Origin of the sequence: Sporosarcina sp. P19, from assembly GCF_002743165.1 — a bacterium.
In the GTDB taxonomy this organism is placed as follows: Bacteria; Bacillota; Bacilli; order Bacillales_A; family Planococcaceae; genus Sporosarcina; species Sporosarcina ureae.
On sequence record NZ_PDYR01000002.1, the window covers coordinates 95,696 to 113,649 of the forward strand.

General features: G+C 41.2%; 16 protein-coding genes. 15 read left to right on the forward strand and 1 reads right to left on the reverse strand.

Annotated elements, in window-relative coordinates:
• The first annotated feature begins 71 nt into the window (after positions 1–71).
• From CSV74_RS03830 to CSV74_RS03855, 6 genes are all read left to right on the forward strand, one after another.
• A complete protein-coding gene (locus CSV74_RS03830) occupies positions 72–734 on the forward strand; it encodes a FadR/GntR family transcriptional regulator (protein ID WP_099690635.1) in 663 nt (220 codons plus the stop codon).
• On the forward strand, positions 731–1,603 hold the full coding sequence (gene accD / locus CSV74_RS03835; RefSeq protein ID WP_099690636.1) for an acetyl-CoA carboxylase, carboxyltransferase subunit beta: 873 nt from the start codon (positions 731–733) through the stop codon (positions 1,601–1,603). Before CSV74_RS03830 ends, accD begins: the two co-directional genes overlap by 4 nt.
• Positions 1,600–2,553, forward strand: coding sequence for an acetyl-CoA carboxylase carboxyl transferase subunit alpha (gene accA, locus CSV74_RS03840; protein WP_029052888.1), 954 nt, complete (start codon positions 1,600–1,602; stop codon positions 2,551–2,553). The genes accD and accA overlap by 4 nt, the downstream gene beginning before the upstream one ends.
• A 63-nt stretch (positions 2,554–2,616) precedes the next feature.
• Positions 2,617–3,576, forward strand: coding sequence for a 6-phosphofructokinase (gene pfkA / locus CSV74_RS03845; RefSeq protein WP_099690637.1), 960 nt, complete (start codon positions 2,617–2,619; stop codon positions 3,574–3,576).
• 38 nt (positions 3,577–3,614) lie between these two features.
• Positions 3,615–5,375, forward strand: a complete 1,761-nt coding sequence (pyk, locus tag CSV74_RS03850) for a pyruvate kinase (protein WP_099690638.1) — start codon at positions 3,615–3,617, stop codon at positions 5,373–5,375.
• A gap of 55 nt (positions 5,376–5,430) precedes the next feature.
• Positions 5,431–5,814 (forward strand): FxsA family protein, encoded by a 384-nt coding sequence (locus tag CSV74_RS03855; RefSeq protein ID WP_099669600.1) that lies wholly within the window; start codon positions 5,431–5,433, stop codon positions 5,812–5,814.
• Here the strand turns inward: CSV74_RS03855 and CSV74_RS03860 are convergent.
• Entirely contained in the window at positions 5,807–6,772 is a 966-nt protein-coding gene (locus tag CSV74_RS03860; protein ID WP_099690639.1) for an AI-2E family transporter, read from the reverse strand. The two genes, CSV74_RS03855 and CSV74_RS03860, sit on opposite strands and share 8 nt — an antisense overlap.
• 183 nt (positions 6,773–6,955) lie before the next feature.
• On the opposite strand from CSV74_RS03860, the gene citZ reads away from it, so the two are divergent.
• The 9 genes from citZ to polA all read left to right on the forward strand — a co-directional run bounded on the left by citZ (position 6,956) and on the right by polA (position 17,950).
• The gene (gene citZ / locus CSV74_RS03865; RefSeq protein WP_099690640.1) at positions 6,956–8,071 is read left to right on the forward strand and encodes a citrate synthase; all 1,116 of its coding nucleotides are present in this window, start codon (positions 6,956–6,958) and stop codon (positions 8,069–8,071) included.
• 68 nt (positions 8,072–8,139) lie between these two features.
• Complete coding sequence (icd, locus tag CSV74_RS03870; RefSeq protein ID WP_255408323.1) at positions 8,140–9,411, forward strand: NADP-dependent isocitrate dehydrogenase; 1,272 nt, start codon at positions 8,140–8,142, stop codon at positions 9,409–9,411.
• 69 nt (positions 9,412–9,480) lie between these two features.
• Positions 9,481–10,419 carry a malate dehydrogenase gene (gene mdh / locus CSV74_RS03875; RefSeq protein WP_099690642.1) on the forward strand — a complete coding sequence of 313 codons (939 nt, stop codon included), beginning with the start codon at positions 9,481–9,483 and terminating at the stop codon, positions 10,417–10,419.
• A gap of 149 nt (positions 10,420–10,568) precedes the next feature.
• On the forward strand, positions 10,569–11,054 hold the full coding sequence (locus CSV74_RS03880; protein ID WP_099690643.1) for a MaoC/PaaZ C-terminal domain-containing protein: 486 nt from the start codon (positions 10,569–10,571) through the stop codon (positions 11,052–11,054).
• Positions 11,044–11,739 carry a response regulator transcription factor gene (locus tag CSV74_RS03885; protein WP_099690644.1) on the forward strand — a complete coding sequence of 232 codons (696 nt, stop codon included), beginning with the start codon at positions 11,044–11,046 and terminating at the stop codon, positions 11,737–11,739. Before CSV74_RS03880 ends, CSV74_RS03885 begins: the two co-directional genes overlap by 11 nt.
• Positions 11,740–11,744: 5 nt before the next feature.
• A complete protein-coding gene (pnpS, locus tag CSV74_RS03890; RefSeq protein WP_099690645.1) occupies positions 11,745–13,160 on the forward strand; it encodes a two-component system histidine kinase PnpS in 1,416 nt (471 codons plus the stop codon).
• A 68-nt stretch (positions 13,161–13,228) separates the two neighbouring features.
• Positions 13,229–14,206 (forward strand): FtsH protease activity modulator HflK, encoded by a 978-nt coding sequence (gene hflK / locus CSV74_RS03895; RefSeq protein ID WP_029052898.1) that lies wholly within the window; start codon positions 13,229–13,231, stop codon positions 14,204–14,206.
• Entirely contained in the window at positions 14,203–15,228 is a 1,026-nt protein-coding gene (gene hflC, locus CSV74_RS03900; RefSeq protein WP_099690646.1) for a protease modulator HflC, read from the forward strand. Before hflK ends, hflC begins: the two co-directional genes overlap by 4 nt.
• 97 nt (positions 15,229–15,325) lie before the next feature.
• Positions 15,326–17,950 (forward strand): DNA polymerase I, encoded by a 2,625-nt coding sequence (gene polA / locus CSV74_RS03905; protein WP_099690647.1) that lies wholly within the window; start codon positions 15,326–15,328, stop codon positions 17,948–17,950.
• The last annotated feature ends 4 nt before the right edge of the window (positions 17,951–17,954 follow it).

The following is a 17,954-nucleotide window of genomic DNA, read 5'->3' on the forward strand; positions in this document are numbered from 1 at the left end:
GACTTTTTTGTATGCTTGTATGCAGGGTGGTCAGACCACTCTGTTGAAGGTATGAAAAAGGAGTTCTCCTCATGCAAAATTCACAATCATCATCCAAGCGTTTTTTGGATATTATCGGAGAACTACAATCACTGATTAGCGAACAAAAAATCGAATATGGCGATAGGTTACCATCTGAACGTCACCTGGCGGAAAAGCTACAAGTAAGTAGAACAGCAGTACGCGAGGCGTTGCGAAGTATGGAATTGCTAGGTCTCATTGAAACGAGGCGAGGCGAAGGAACGTTCCTATCCGATTTCAAAAAACATCAGTTAGTGGAAGTTCTCTCGACGTTTATTATGCAGCAAGCACGGTCCATCCAAGATGTAGTTGAAACAAGGATGATCCATGAGCGAGCGGCTATTACAACGATCACAGAAAATGAAGAACTGCGCATGCTACCTGTTTGGATAGGCATGCAAAGTAAATTGAGAGAAAGAGAGTCAATGTTTTGGCGTGTAGATATGGTGCGTGAAACCATTGTCGCTACTGAAAATCGACTCTCCTTAAAAATTTGGTTTTTACTGAAACAGTATAGCGGTGTTTCTTTTGATGTACCTATTGAGGCTGATGAGGAAATAGCTATAGTGTATGAACTACTGGATGAAATGATGGCAGGTAATACGGAAAAAGCCTTAATTTGTTATGAAAAATGGATGAATCAAGTTGAGGGAGAAAGAAGGGAAACGGAATGAGTATCAAAGAATTATTTAAAAAGAAACCAAAAGTTGACCAACATACAATGCCTTCTGCCAAGAGTAAAGCAGATGTGCCTGAAGGAATTATGACGAAATGTCCAGAGTGTAAGCACGTGGTTTTGACGAAGGACTTATTAAAGAATGGTAAAGTTTGTCCATCTTGTCAGCATCACTATAAAATGACGGCACAAGAACGAATTGATCACCTATTTGACGACAATAGCTTTAAATCAATGGATGACCATTTGAAAACAGAGAACCCGCTTAATTTCCCTTCTTATACAGAAAAAGTAGAAGCGGATGCAAAAGCAACCGGCTTGAATGAAGCGGTTCTGACCGGTGTCGGTAAGATTCAAGGTACAGAAGTAGCTGTTGCGGTCATGGATGCGCATTTCCGTATGGGATCAATGGGTTCGGTTGTTGGCGAAAAAATCACGAGAGCTGTAGAAAAAGCTACTGAATTAGGTATTCCTGTAATGATCTTCTCTGCAAGTGGTGGTGCCCGTATGCAAGAAGGTGTTATTAGTTTGATGCAGATGGCTAAAGTAAGTGTAGCTCTTGAAAGACACGCGAACAAAGGCTTATTGTATATCTCCATCATGACCTACCCAACAACAGGTGGTGTATCTGCTAGTTTCGCCTCAGTTGGGGATATTAACCTAGCAGAACCAAAAGCTCTGATCGGGTTTGCTGGGCGTCGTGTAATCGAACAAACAGTACGTGAAAAACTTCCTGAAGATTTCCAAACGGCGGAGTTCTTATTAAATCATGGGCAATTAGACGCGGTAGTTCATCGCAATGATATGCCAGAAGTGATGAATAAAATCTTGAAGCTTCACGCACGAAAGGGGGCCGTACTTGTATGAGTAAAACATTAGCATTTGAAGAACCTATCGTAAAATTGCGTGAAAAAATTAATGAACTCGAAGAATATACGGCAGTCAATGACGTAGATCTTTCATCCGAAATTGTCAATTTGAAAAATCGCTTAGCTAAATTGGAAACGGAAATCTATGAGAGTATGGAGCCTTGGGATCGTGTTCAAGTTGCACGACATCCTGAAAGACCGACGACAATGGATTATATTACTCAATTGTTTGAGGACTTTATCGAATTTCATGGAGATCGCAACTTTGGAGACGATGAAGCCATAATCGGTGGAATCGCTTCATTTGAAGAAACGCCCATTACAATCATTGGACATCAGCGTGGAAAAGACACCAAAGAAAATGTCAAAAGAAACTTTGGTATGCCACATCCTGAAGGATACCGCAAAGCGCTTCGTCTAATGAAGCAAGCAGAAAAATTCAATCGCCCTATTATTTGTTTCATTGATACAAAAGGTGCGTATCCTGGTAAAGCGGCAGAGCAACGTGGACAGAGCGAGGCAATTGCTCGTAACTTAGTGGAAATGGCTGGTTTGAAAGTTCCTGTCATCTCTATCGTGATTGGAGAAGGAGGTAGTGGAGGTGCTTTGGCTCTAGGTGTAGCAAACCATATCCACATGCTCGAAAACTCCACATACTCTGTTATATCTCCTGAAGGTGCAGCGTCTATTTTGTGGAAGGATCCATCCCTTGCTAAACAAGCGGCGGAAGCGATGAAAATTACTGCGCCCGATTTGAAAGAAATGAATATTATTGATGAAATCATTCCCGAAGTACTTGGCGGAGCACATCGCGATGCAAACAAACAATCTTTAGAGATGCGTAATACTTTACGAAGATCATTAAGAACATTATGCGAATTGACATCAGATGAATTAATTGATAATCGATATACTAAATTCCGAAGTATTGGTGTCTTTTCGGAATAAAAGATGCGGGCAACCGCGTCTTTTGCTCGTACATACAAGTAATGAGTAAAGGGTGGGATCGACATGAAAAAAATTGCGGTCTTAACAAGTGGTGGTGACGCGCCGGGAATGAATGCAGCCATTCGTTCTGTAGTCAGAAAAGCGCTATTTGAAGGGTTGGAAGTTTCGGGTGTGTTCAATGGTTATCAAGGGTTGATTGAGGGTAAAATTGAACAATTCCAGCTTGGTTCTGTTGGGGATATCATTCAACGTGGCGGAACGATATTACGATCTGCGAGATGTCCGGAATTCATGACAGAAGAAGGTCGCGCCAAAGCGATGGAGCAAATCAAGCTTCATGCTATTGAAGGATTAGTCATCATTGGTGGAGATGGGTCATTTAAGGGAGCTAATGAACTAGTTAAATTAGGCGTTCCTTGCGCTTGTGTACCAGCTACAATTGATAACGATATTACTGGAACGGAATTTACGATTGGCTTTGATACCGCATTGAATACTGTCGTCGATGTAATCGATAAGATACGAGATACCGCAACATCACATGAACGTTCTTTTATTGTTGAAGTAATGGGGCGTGACGCAGGTGATCTAGCGCTTTGGGCAGGTCTTGGTGGCGGTGCTGAATCGATTATACTGCCCGAGAAGCCATTTAACGTAAACGCTATTGTGGATCGCCTCAAGAGCAGTACGAGTCGTGGTAAAAAACACAGTATTATCGTACTGGCTGAAGGTATGATGTCTGCTACGCAACTGGCAGAAATATTGAAAAAAGAAGCGGGTATCGAAACTCGTGTATCCATTTTAGGGCATATGCAACGAGGTGGCTCGCCATCTGCACGTGACCGGGTAATTGCCAGTCAATACGGTGCAAGAGCTGTTGAAACACTATTGTCAGGAAAGAAAAGTTCTGCTGTTGGTATGAGAAATCATAAAGTGGTAGACTATAATTTAGAAGAAGTCTTTACAAAACGAGAAAAGTTGGACTTGTCATTAGTAGATTTGGCAGAAACATTATCTATCTAATTAGTCAGAGTCGACATGATGCAGAGGAGCGATAAGTAGTGAGAAAGACAAAAATTGTTTGTACAATCGGCCCGGCAAGTGAGTCATATGATGGACTTTTAAAGCTGATTGACGCAGGGATGAACGTAGCACGTCTAAACTTCTCCCACGGCACTCAAGAAGAGCATAAAGTACGTATCGAAAGAATCCGTAAAGCTGCAGCTGAAAAAGGAAAAGTGGTAGGAATCTTACTCGACACAAAAGGTCCTGAAATTCGGACTCATAAAATGAAAGATGGTCAAATCGAATTAGTACGAGGACAAGCAGTAGATATCTCGATGCAAGAAGTGCTCGGTACTGCTGAACTGTTTTCTGTTACGTACGAGAAGTTAATTCATGATGTCGACCGCGGTTCGTTTGTCCTTTTAGATGACGGACTGATCGAACTTGAAGTAACAGGTAAAGATACGGATAAAGGTTTAATCCACACAAAAGTGATCAATGCAGGTCCTTTAAAAGATAATAAAGGGGTCAACGTTCCGAATGTTTCTGTTCAATTGCCAGGAATTACGGATAAAGACAAAGAAGATATCTTGTTCGGTATTGAACAGGGCGTCGATTTTATTGCAGCTTCTTTTGTGCGTCGTGCATCTGACGTCATTCAAATACGTGAACTCCTTGAAAATAATAATGGTGGACGTATCCATATCGTACCGAAGATTGAAAATCAGGAAGGTGTAGACAATCTTGATGAAATCCTTCAATTATCTGACGGTCTTATGGTTGCTCGTGGAGATCTAGGAGTAGAAATTCCGGCTGAAGAAGTTCCTCTGGTACAAAAAATGATGATTCATAAATGTAACCAATATGGTAAGCCGGTTATCACTGCAACTCAAATGTTGGATTCTATGCAGAGAAACCCACGTCCCACACGTGCAGAGGCAAGTGATGTGGCCAATGCAATTTTGGACGGTTCAGATGCTGTCATGCTTTCAGGTGAAACGGCTGCTGGATTATATCCAGTCGAATCCGTAAAAGTGATGTGTAAAATTGCTTTATCTACTGAAGAGTCCATGGACTTTCATTCTGTTGTTTCCACAAGAACGAGAGAAAAAGAAGGGAATCTTACAGAAGCGATTGGACAAGCAGCGGCTTACACAGCGCTAAACTTGAATGTGAAGGCAATTTTAGCACCCACTGAAAGCGGTCATACAGCTACCATGATCGCCAAGTATCGTCCTGGTGTTCCGATTATTGCGGTTACACGTTCGGAAGTCATCTCTAATAAGCTAACGCTTGTTTGGGGCGTTTATCCAATCATCGGAAAGAAAGCGTTGGATATTGATGGCATTCTTCAAGAGTCTGTCGAAGAAAGTGTCAAAAATCAATATGTAACGCATGGCGATGTAGTGATCATTACGGCGGGTGTACCGGTTGGTCAAGCAGGTACAACGAACTTGATGAAATTACATGTGATCGGCGATTTGATCGGTCGCGGCCAAGGCATCGGCAAAAACGTTGCCTTTGGTAAAGCAAAGATCATCAAGAACTCACAGGAAGCATTGACACAAGTCAAAGAAGGCGACATTATTGTGACGCATTCTACAGACCGTGATATGTTTGCAGCGCTTGAGCGGTGTGCAGGTATCATTACCGAAATAGGTGGATTGACTAGCCACGCAGCAGTGGTTGGATTGAGTCTAGGTGTACCTGTAATAGTTGGTGCTGAAAACATCACATCCGTTATTAAAAACGGCAGTGACATTACAATGGATGCAGCAAGTGGCGTAATCTATAACGGTCACGCAAAAGTATTGTAAAAATATATAGACCGCTTCTCATTTAGAGATAGCGGTCTTTTTTGGAGGTTACTATATGAAATGGTTAGCGGCATTATTCATCATTGTACCGACAGCTGAACTGGCTTTATTAATGGTTTCAGGCAAAACACTCGGTATTATGCCTACGATATTGATTATTATTGCAACAGGAATAGGTGGCGCTTATCTTGCGAAGAAACAAGGGCTTCGGGCATGGCGTGACTTACAGTTCCGTATGGCCAATAGAGAAACCCCCGGTAAAGCGTTAGTTGATAGCGTGTGCATTTTACTAGGTGGTTTATTATTACTCATGCCTGGTTTTATTACAGATAGTATAGGATTATTATTGTTGTTTAGCGGTCCGCGTAAAATTTTATATCCATTTATCGTCAAGTGGATTTACAATAAAATACGCAATGGGCAAATCCGAGTTATGTAAACGTAGGATGCTCCTTTACTTTCAACGCAATAAATAAGAAGAACGGTAAAAACATGATGCCGTATAATCCGAATAAATACACAGCGCAAGCGGTAATGATAAATGAGTGTACGGTCCGCAATTTAAAAGCATGTGCCCATAAAAGTGATTCAATTATCTGTCTGCACACTAGTAAAATAATGTATAGAACTAATAAGCCGATAGCCGATTGCATGTCGTCAATATAGAATGAAAAGGCAATCATCGGCAAAAATGCCAGACCAATTCCTAGGAATGGAATACTATCGACTAATGAAATCAAAAATGCTTTGGTTAAGAAAGACTCAAAATCAAGCAACCAAAAACCGGCAGCCATTAGAATAAACGTCATGAAAAATAGTCGGATCTGAACAGAAAAGAAATGTCCCATCAAACGGCTTGACCTATCAAAAATCCTGCCTGCTATATGTCTAAAGTTTTTAGGGAAGTAAACTAAAAACCAAAATCGATTGGCAGCACTTTCTCGTAAAGCGAAAAAATAAGCGATAATAAATAAAAATGTACTAAAAATCTGTTGGAAAGTCTTTTGCAGTAAACTGATAATTCCTTCCATTGCCTCATGACTCATTTGTATAAACTGTTCGGCTGCAGCATGTAAATTCCATCCTCTGCTATCCATCATTTCGATAATTACCCCTAATTGATCTTCCATAGTCCAAATGACAGAAATCAATCCATTGATTGATAGGAATAGGAAGGTGTATACTAAAGAGGCAAGCACCCCCATTATGAGCAAAGCAGCTAAAAAAGCCGGCAGTTTTGTAAGTGCAATTACAGAATTCATGAGCGGAGCAGTGAAGAAAGCGAAAACTATCGCAAATCCTATAGGTGGGATCACGATGAGGAAAATCACGATTAGTATAGCCGGTAACCATTGACGGACATAGGTTTGGAAGCGCTTGGATTCGATGGATATCATGCGGATTTATCCATTCCTTTCGGGTAATAATAGATAAAAAACATCTTTACCATTCACAAAACCGTTTAAGTTGCTTATAATGGACATTGTAAGCGTTTTAGATAAAAATATAATTAGCAGATGGTCATCGTTCTGCACTCCGCTTCAGGGAGATGACTAAACTGGGAAGAAGGAGCGAATATCATGACAGCAACAAAAGGTTTGGAAGGTATCGTGGCAGCACAAACTCAAATCAGTTCCATTATCGATGACACTCTTACATATGTAGGGTACAGCATCGATGATTTAGCAGAAAATGCTAGTTTCGAAGAAGTAGTTTATCTACTTTGGCACAAACGTTTGCCAAACGAAGTGGAACTAGCTGAATTGAAACAGCAGTTAGAAGATAACGCAGAAATTCCACAAGGGGTTCTTGATCACTTCAAAACGTACCCAATCGACAAAGTGCATCCAATGTCAGCACTTCGTACAGCAATCTCGCTTCTAGGATTATACGATGAAAAAGCGGAAGATATGTCACCAGAAGAAAACTACAATAAAGCAGTTAAGCTTCAAGCTAAAGTTGCAACTGTAGTTACTGCATTCGCACGTATCAGAAAAGGACAAGAGCCAGTAGCACCTAAAAAAGGTTTAAGCTATGCGGCAAACTTCCTTTACATGCTTTCTGGGGAAGAGCCTGCTGATATCGCTGAAGAAGCATTCAATAAAGCACTTGTACTACATGCAGACCATGAATTGAACGCATCTACGTTCACAGCACGCGTATGTGTCGCTACTCTATCTGATATGTATTCTGGTGTCACTGCGGCAATCGGCGCTCTTAAAGGCCCATTACACGGCGGTGCAAACGAAGCAGTTATGAATATGCTAATGGAAATCGGCGATGAAGATAAAGTCGAGCCATATATTCGTGAAAAACTAGCAAACAAAGAAAAAATCATGGGCTTCGGACACCGTGTATACCGTCAAGGTGATCCACGTGCGAAGCACTTACGTGAAATGTCTAAACGATTGACTAGTCTTCGCGGTGAAGAAAAGTGGTACAATATGTCCGAAAAAATCGAGGAAATTGTCACTGGAGAAAAGAAATTGCCTCCAAATGTTGATTTCTACTCCGCTTCGGTATATCATTCATTAGACATCGATCATGATATTTTCACACCTATTTTTGCAGTTTCTCGTTTTTCAGGATGGATTGCACATATTCTAGAACAATACGAAAACAACCGCTTGATCCGCCCACGTGCAGAGTACGTAGGACCAGGCATGCAAAAGTATGTTCCAATCAATGAGCGATAAAAAATAGTAAATTCGTGGGGCGGTATCTCGTATACCGGCCCACTGATATTGAAATCAGGAGGATATCAATAATGGCTAACGATGGAAAGATTACAGTAACTAACGGTGTTTTAAACGTCCCAGATCACGCAACGATTCCTTTCATTATAGGTGACGGCACAGGTCCGGATATTTGGCATGCAGCTTCACGCGTAATCGAAGCAGCTGTTGAAAAAGCTTATGACGGGAAAAAGAAAATTAATTGGAAAGAAGTTCTTGCTGGAGAGAAAGCATTCAACGAAACTGGTGACTGGCTTCCAAAAGAAACTCTTGATACGATTAAAGAATATCTGATTGCTATTAAAGGACCACTTACTACGCCAATCGGTGGAGGATTCCGTTCATTGAACGTAGCATTGCGTCAGGAACTGGACTTATACACTTGCTTGCGTCCGGTTCGTTATTTCGAAGGAGTACCATCACCCGTGAAACGTCCTGAGGATTGTGACATGGTTATTTTCCGTGAGAACACAGAGGATATCTATGCGGGTATCGAGTACCAAGAAGGTTCTGACGAAGTGAAAAAATTAGTTAACTTCCTTCAAACTGAGTTAGGTGTTAAAAATATTCGTTTCCCTGAAACTTCAGGTCTAGGTATCAAACCAATTTCTGAAGAAGGCACAAAGCGTCTAGTGCGCTCAGCGTTGAACTATACAATCGAAGAAGGTCGCAAGTCTTTGACGATTGTACACAAAGGAAACATCATGAAGTTCACAGAAGGCGCATTCGCGAACTGGGCATACGAGTTAGCTGAAGAAGAATTCGGCGACAAAGTATTCACATGGAGAGAATATGACCGCATTAAAGATGCTGACGGAACAGATGCGGCTAATAAAGCACAATCTGATGCAGAAGCAGCTGGCAAAATCATCGTAAAAGATGCAATTGCTGACATCTTCCTACAACAAATTCTGACGCGTCCAAAAGAGTTCGACGTAGTAGCTACAATGAACTTGAACGGTGACTACGTTTCTGATGCGCTTGCTGCACAAGTAGGCGGAATCGGAATCGCACCGGGAGCGAACATTAACTACGAGTCTGGGCATGCAATCTTTGAAGCGACTCACGGTACAGCACCGAAATATGCAGGATTGGATAAAGTTAACCCTTCATCCGTATTGCTTTCAGGTGTTATGATGCTTCAACACATTGGCTGGAACGAAGCAGCTGATCTAATCACTGCTTCTATCGAAAAGTCTATCGCATCTAAAGTTGTGACATACGACTTCGCACGTCTAATGGACAATGCAGAAGAAGTAAGCACTTCTGGATTCGCTGACGCGCTAATCAAAAACCTATAAGCCGTACAGAAGAGGGGGATGAGAATCCCCCTCTTTCTACTATCTTGTTCTGAAAAAGGAGAGTTTTACATGTCATTGAAGCGTAAAAAAGTATCGGTTATCGGATCTGGTTTTACTGGAGCAACAACTGCATTCCTTTTAGCTCAAAAAGAATTATGTGACGTCGTGATCGTGGATATACCACCTATGGAAAATCCAACGAAAGGCAAAGCATTAGACATGTTGGAAGCTGGTCCGGTTCAAGGGTTTGACGCTAACATTATCGGCACATCCAATTATGAGGATACAAAAGACTCTGATGTAGTGGTTATTACTGCCGGTATTGCACGAAAACCTGGAATGAGCCGTGACGACTTAGTACAGACAAATCAAAAAGTAATGAAATCAGTAACAGCTGAAATCGTCAAGTATTCTCCTGATACGAAAATTATTGTTCTAACGAATCCAGTTGATGCAATGACCTATACTGTCTACAAAGCATCTGGGTTCCCTAAAGAACGTGTAATTGGCCAGTCAGGCGTTCTGGATACAGCTCGTTTCCGTACGTTTGTCGCACAAGAATTGAATCTATCAGTAAAAGATGTAACAGGATTCGTTTTGGGTGGTCATGGAGACGATATGGTGCCTCTAGTTCGTTATTCGACGGCTGGTGGTGTGCCTTTAGAAAACTTGATCTCTGCTGGTCGTCTAGAAGAAATTGTAGACCGTACACGTAAAGGCGGAGCTGAAATCGTCAATCTATTAGGCAATGGGTCTGCATATTATGCGCCAGCTGCTGCATTGGTTGAAATGACAGAAGCTATATTAAAAGATCAAAAAAGGGTATTACCATCGATTGCGTTCCTAGAAGGTGAATACGGTATGAACGGTATTTATTTAGGTGTCCCGACAGTATTAGGTGCGGGCGGTATCGAAAAAATCATAGAACTTGAATTAACCGAAGATGAGAAAATGGCACTTCAAAAGTCCGCTGATTCTGTACGTACTGTAATGAGCGTTCTAGCGTAAAACTATAGGTTGAAGATCGGACAGCTGTCTAGCCGTCCGATCTTTTTTCTTGTTAGCTCGATTTTTCATGAGTGAATTGCTATAATTTACTTATTGAAGTAATTTTCAGCTTTTTCATTGATGACTTTAGAAATACAGGAGGGGTTTATTTGTTGAAAAATAAACGTAAATCGATAGGGAAAGATATCACAGAATTAGAAATCGGTGAAAGGTTACACTTGACCGAAAAGATTGAAGATAAAGATTTGATGTTGTATCTAGGATTGACCAATGATGCAAATCCTCTTTATTTGCAACATGATTACGCAGCGGAGACGATATATGGACAACCAATTGTTCCACCTATCATGTTGACGGGTATCGTGACAGCCGCCATATCTAAACACATGCCAGGACCAGGTGCTCATATTATTAATCAGCAACTGCATTTCCCTAAGCCGGTCTATCATTACTCGATTGTTGAATTCTTTATGGAAATTACGAAACTTGATATTCAGTTAAATCAAGTAACCATCCAAGTAGATGCAACGGATGAAGAAGAAGAACGAATTATGAGTGGGGAAGTAGTAGTGATCGCTCCACAAAAACTTCCTGTCAAAGCAGTGCAAACAAAGGAATCCGCGAATGGGGATTAAACAGCAAAAGATTTTGATTGTGGAAGATGAACAATCTATACAGAAATTGCTTGAATTCACATTGCAACAAGCGAACTATAAAACAGTACTCGCGAATGATGGAGAAGAAGCTGTGGAAAAAGTATTGGATGAAAAACCCGATTTAATTATTTTGGATTTAATGTTACCCAAAATAGACGGAATAGAAGTTTGCCGTATGCTGAGAAAAGAGAATATTGAAACGCCAATCATCATGTTGACTGCTAAAGGTGAAGAGATGGATAAAATCGTCGGCCTAGAAATGGGTGCTGATGATTATATGACCAAGCCTTTTAGTCCGCGTGAAGTTGCAGCAAGGGTGCGTGCCGTTCTTAGGCGAACAGGTGAGCGTAGCCATATGATAGAGAAAAAATTGGTTGCGGGTCAGCTGACAGTGTATCCTGAACGCTTGGAAGTCTATTTAGATGAAAAACCACTCGAGTTTACGCCGAAGGAATTTGAGTTGCTTGTTTATTTCATGAGGCATCCAAATCGCGTGTTCTCTCGTGACCAGTTGCTGCAAGCGGTATGGAATTATGAATTTGCGGGTGATTCGAGAATTGTTGATGTGCATGTGAGTCATCTGCGCGATAAAATTGAAGAAAATACGAGAAAGCCGCGCTATATTAAAACAATGAGAGGCGTCGGTTACAAGTTTGGAGAGTAAACTAGATGAAGTACTATTACACAAAAATTTTAACCGTGTCTGCAGTCATCTTATCTATTCTATTAATTGTGCTAGGAATTATCTTAGGACAATTTTTTCATTTATTTGGTAAAAATGTGGATGCGACACTACAACAAACCTATTGGGTTTACTTACTATTTACGCTCGTTCTAGTATTTGTTGTCATGATGTTTGTTATGACGAAAATCCTTCAGCAGTATGTTCAGCCGTTTGATCACTTTACAGGTGTTGTGCATCAATTGGCGCGAGGGAACTATTTGGTGCGAGCGCATAATGAAGATAGTAAAATAAATCACCAACTAACAAATTCTATCAATCAAGTAGCACAAAAATTACAAGGTAACTCTGCACTTCGCGCCATGGAACAAGAGCGTTTAAACACATTGGTCAGTAGCATTGGAAGCAGTCTGTTGATGTTTGGACGACAAGGTGCTGTCAATTTGGTCAACCGTGTGTTTGAAGAAACATTCCAGCGTAATGGAGAAGAGTTGATGGGGAAAACGTTTAAAGATATCGGTTTACCTTCAGATATTGAAAAAGAAATTGAAACGATATTTTTAACAGAGGAAGTGCGCACATTCCAATCTCAAGTAGTGCTTACAGAAGGCGTTTGCCATTTAGACGTATACGGTGCGCCTGTCATTGGTGAAAACGGCAACTGGCTTGGAATCGTTATCATTATGCATGACATTACAGAGTTGGTTCGTCTTGAGCAAATACGTAAAGATTTTGTGGCGAATGTGTCCCATGAATTAAAGACACCTGTAACCTCGATTAAAGGTTTTTCAGAGATGTTGCTTGACGGAGCGGTGGAAGATCCTGTGATTAGGCGTGATTTTCTAGAGATTATGTATAAAGAAAGTAATCGTCTACAATTATTGATTGAAGACTTATTGCGCTTATCCAGCATGGAACGTGGAAGTTTTGAAATTACACGAAAGCCTGTTGATGTGATGGAAGTAGTCGAGCAATCCATTAAAATCGTTCAAAAGAAAGTTCAAGAAAAAGAGATGCGAATCGATTTGCATATGCCGGAACAATTAATTATTCTTGCGGATCACGATCGGTTAGTGCAAGTGATGGTGAATTTATTAAATAATGCTATTGCCTATTCGCAAGAAAAAACAATCGTGACGGTTTCCGTCGAAGAAATGGATGAGTGTGTGGAAATTTCGGTTCGCGATCAAGGTATTGGTATTATGCCTTCAGAGCTCCCCCGATTATTTGAACGTTTTTACCGCGTAGATCGTGCGAGAAGCAGAGAATCGGGCGGTACAGGATTAGGCCTTGCCATTGTAAAACATATTGCAGAAGCGCATCATGGCACTGTCACAGTGGACAGTGAAGTGGGTGTCGGCACTGTTTTCCGTATTCAGCTACCTACCCATGAACAACTATAGTAAAGAAAATGAAACTTACTAGACTACTGTTCCGTACAGTAGTCATACATAGAAAAGGGGGAACAGATATGAGCACAAAAAGAATCCTGGTGACACTCGGTTTGTTTATCACCGGATTATTACTTTTATTGATCGTCTTTACCACGTGGTACACAGTCGACGAATCTGAACAAGCTGTCGTCATTTCATTCGGACAAGCTGGCGCACCTGTGACCGACTCAGGTCTTCATTTTAAGTTGCCTTGGCCGATTCAGAAGACAGAGATCTTATCCAAGGAAACGTACAGTATTCATTTCGGTTACAAGCAAGATAAGTCGGGGGAGATCGTCGATAAGGAAACGAAGATGATTACAGGGGACGAGTACATCGTTCTGACGGATCTGACAGTGCAGTGGCGTATTGTCGATCCCAAGAAGTACTTATTCAATGCTGAAGACCCGATTGAAATCTTAAGGGATGCAGCGTCTGCTTCTATTCGTTCCGTTATTGGTAGTTCCACAATCGACGCGGCATTGACGGATGGAAAAGCGGAAATCGAAGCGAAGACACGTGATTTATTGACTAGTTTAGTAGAAAAATATGACATCGGTGTCGCAGTACAAGGTGTAAAATTGCAAGACGTTGAATTACCAAATGCGGAAGTTCGTGCAGCATTTACCGCTGTAACGGACGCACGTGAAACGAAAAACACGAAGATTAACGAAGCGAAAAAGTATGAGAACCAGAGAACTAAAGAAGCGATCGGTGAACGTGACGCGATCAAATCTCAGGCGCAAGGGAAAAAGACCGCGCGGATCGAACAAGCACGTGGTGACGTGGCGGTATTCAGTGATTTATATAATGAATACGCAAAAAGTAAAGAAATCACACGTGAGCGTTTGATTATTGAGACGCTGGAGCAAGTATTACCTAAAGCAAATCTTTACATCATGAATGACAGCGGAGAAACGATGAAGTATTTACCACTCCAACAGTTGCAAAAAGATCAGCCGCCTGTAACGGAAGAAAAGGATAAGTCAGCTGACAAAGGAGGGAAAGCTTCATGAGTAACGAACAAAACCCTTTCAAGAAGATAGAAGAAGCTCTCAAGAAGATGGGAGAAACCGATCAAAAAAGAAGTGCACAGAAGCCAGGACCAGAACCAGATCCTAAAGTTACGCAAATACGACCAAAAAAAGCGTTTGATATGAAAAAGTATACGAAATTAATTATCTCGCTCACAGTAGTTTTTGCGATTCTCGTTATTCTGTTATCCAATTTATTTATCGTAAAAGAGAATGAGTACCGTGTTGTCCGTCAATTCGGTGAAATTACTAGGATTATCGAAAAACCGGGTATGAATATGAAAATACCATTCATTCAAAGTGTTAGTACGTTGCCGAAAAACCGAATGACTTCTAACGTGTCGGAAGCGGAAATCAATACAAAAGATAAGAAGCGGATTATCATTGATAACTATGCAATATGGCATATTACCGATCCTGCTAAAATGATTTCCAATGCACGTAATATTGTCAATGCGGAAGCGAGAATGGAAGAATTTATTTATTCTGTTGTTCGTAATGAAATGGGACGTCTTGATTACGTCAATGTCGTCAATGATGAAGATTCGTCTCGCGGAAGTTTGAATGATGATGTGACGGCCAAAGTAAATAAGTTTCTAGACGATGGTAATTATGGAATCAAAGTAGTGGATGTCCGTATGAAACGTATTGATTTACCTGAAGAAAACGAACAATCGATTTACACACGGATGATTTCAGAACGTGATTCGACTGCGCAATCATACCTTTCAGAAGGTGACGCAGAAAAGCAGAAGATTGAAGCAGAAACAGATCGTGAAGTGCAGGAAATGTTAGCAAAAGCGAAAAAAGAAGCAGCGATTGTCACTGCGCAAGGTGAGGCGGAAGCTGCCAAAATCTATAATAACGCGTATGCAAAAGACCCTGAATTCTACAAACTGTATAGAACACTTCAGTCGTATACGAAAGTTGTGGATGATGAAACGATGATCATCCTTCCAGCAGATTCACCATATGCCAAGCTATTAACCGGCAATATCGAGTAATCATAAGTGCGTCATTTTCATTAGAGTTGCCAAACGTGGTAAACTAGATGAAAATGACGTTTTTTATAGTGACGAACATAAAGGAGTGGGATGAATTTTGACGAAAAAGAAAATCGTCTTATTGGACGGAAACAGCTTGGCATACCGTGCATTTTTTGCTTTACCTTTATTGACGAATGAAAAAGGTGTTCATACAAATGCAGTATATGGCTTTACCATGATGTTAGAGACCATCTTAGCAAATGAAAAACCGACGCATGTGTTTGTAGCATGGGATGCAGGAAAAACTACCTTCCGCCACAGTACGTATACAGAATACAAAGGCGGACGTCAAAAGACACCACCAGAGCTATCCGAACAGTTCCCGTATATTCGTAAATTAATTGAAGCGTTCGGCATCACGCAGTATGAACTCGATTTATATGAGGCAGATGACATTATCGGGACATTAAGTAGAGAGTGTAATGATGCGGAAGCAGAAGTCGTCATCATCTCAGGAGATAAAGATTTAACGCAACTCGCGAATGATCAGACAACCGTATGCATCACAAGAAAAGGCATTACCGATCTTGAAAAATACACACCTGCACATATCGAAGAGAAATATGGCATTGCACCATTGCAGATCATCGACATGAAAGGTTTAATGGGCGATGCATCCGATAATATTCCAGGCGTACCTGGAATTGGTGAGAAAACGGCTTTGAAATTATTGAAGGAATATGGTTCTGTAGAAGCTGTTTATGAGTCGATCGATCAAATCACTGCAAAGAAAATGAAAGAAAACCTTGTGAACAATAAAGAGCAAGCTTTCATGAGTAAAGAACTCGCAACCATTGAAGTTCACGCTCCGATTACGGTTTCATTGAATGATTTGGACTTTGTCGGACGCAACGAAGAAGAAGTGATCCAACTCTATAAAGAATTGCAATTTAAATCATTGCTTGAAAAGATGGATGTATCTGTCGAGGTTCAACCACTAGAAGAAATCGCTGTTCAGACTGTGGAAGAAATCACTTCAGAAATGCTGACGGATACGATGTCTGTGCATGTCGAGATCGACGGCGATAATTATTTGTCTGAAGATATTTTAGGTATTGGTCTGTCAAATGACACAGATACGTACTTCATCACTACTGAATTGGCTACATCATCTGATCTCTTTAAGAGCTGGATTGCGGATCATGCCACGCGTAAATATGTGTCGGATTCTAAATCAGCCTATGCAGCGATTGCGCGACTTGGCATGGAACTAAACGGTGCAGAATTCGATCTCATGCTGGCGGCGTACATCGTCAATCCTTCATTCTCGACAAATGAAGTCTCCGAAATCGCACGTTCATTTGGCTATCATGGTGTAGAAAGTGACGAAGCTGTCTATGGTAAAGGGGCTAAGCGAACTGTACCGGCATCTGAACAACTCGCCAACCATACTGCAAGAAAAGCACATGCGGTGTGGGAGCTGTATCCTGTGGTTACAAAACAGTTGGAGGACAATGAACAGCGTGACTTATTCCATGACCTAGAATTACCGTTAGCAAAGATCCTCGGGAAAATGGAAGTAACCGGTGTGAAAACGGACGTAGATGTGCTGAAGACGATTGGAGAGCAGTTGTCGGAACGTCTGGCGGTCATTGAGAAGACGATCTATGAAATGGCTGGCGAGACATTCAATATTAATTCGCCTAAACAGCTCGGCGTCATTTTATTTGAGAAAATCGGATTGACTCCTATTAAGAAGACGAAAACGGGTTACTCGACAGCTGCGGATGTGCTAGAGAAGCTCGCAAGCGAACATGAAATCATTCAGCATATTTTACTATACAGACAGCTCGGTAAATTAAATTCCACCTATATTGAAGGGCTAACAAAAGAAATTCATGAAGATGGAAAGATCCATACACGTTTCCAGCAGGCGCTAACGCAGACAGGCAGATTGAGCTCGATCAATCCGAACTTGCAAAATATCCCGATTCGTTTGGAAGAAGGACGCAAAATACGTGCAGCATTTATTCCATCTGAAACCGAATGGATTATGTTTGCGGCTGACTATTCACAAATTGAATTGCGTGTACTTGCACATATTTCGCAAGATGAAAAATTAATTGAAGCATTCCGTCAAGGTGCGGATATTCATACAAAAACTGCGATGGATGTTTTTGGTGTGAAGGAAGAAGAAGTCGATAGCAATATGCGTCGCGCAGCAAAAGCTGTCAACTTTGGTATAGTTTATGGCATCAGTGATTATGGATTATCCCAAAGTTTAAATATTACTCGTAAAGAAGCAGGGGAATTCATCGATACGTATTTAGCGAGCTTCCCGGGTGTCAAACAGTACATGGATAATAGTATTATTGACGCCAAGCAAAAAGGCTATGTGACGACACTATTAAAACGTAGACGATATTTGCCGGACATTACGAGTTCGAATTTCAACTTGCGAGGTTTCGCAGAGCGTACAGCGATGAATACACCGATTCAAGGTACTGCGGCGGACATCATTAAGCAAGCGATGATTGATATGGATGCCAGACTTGAAAAAGAAAATATGCAAGCGCGTATGCTACTACAAGTGCATGATGAGCTAATCTTTGAGGCGCCTATGGAAGAGTTGGAAAAACTAAAAGAAATCGTACCGGAAGTCATGGAACAAACGATTCAACTCGATGTTCCGTTGAAAGTCGATTGGAATTATGGCAAGTCTTGGTACGAAACGAAGTGAGTGA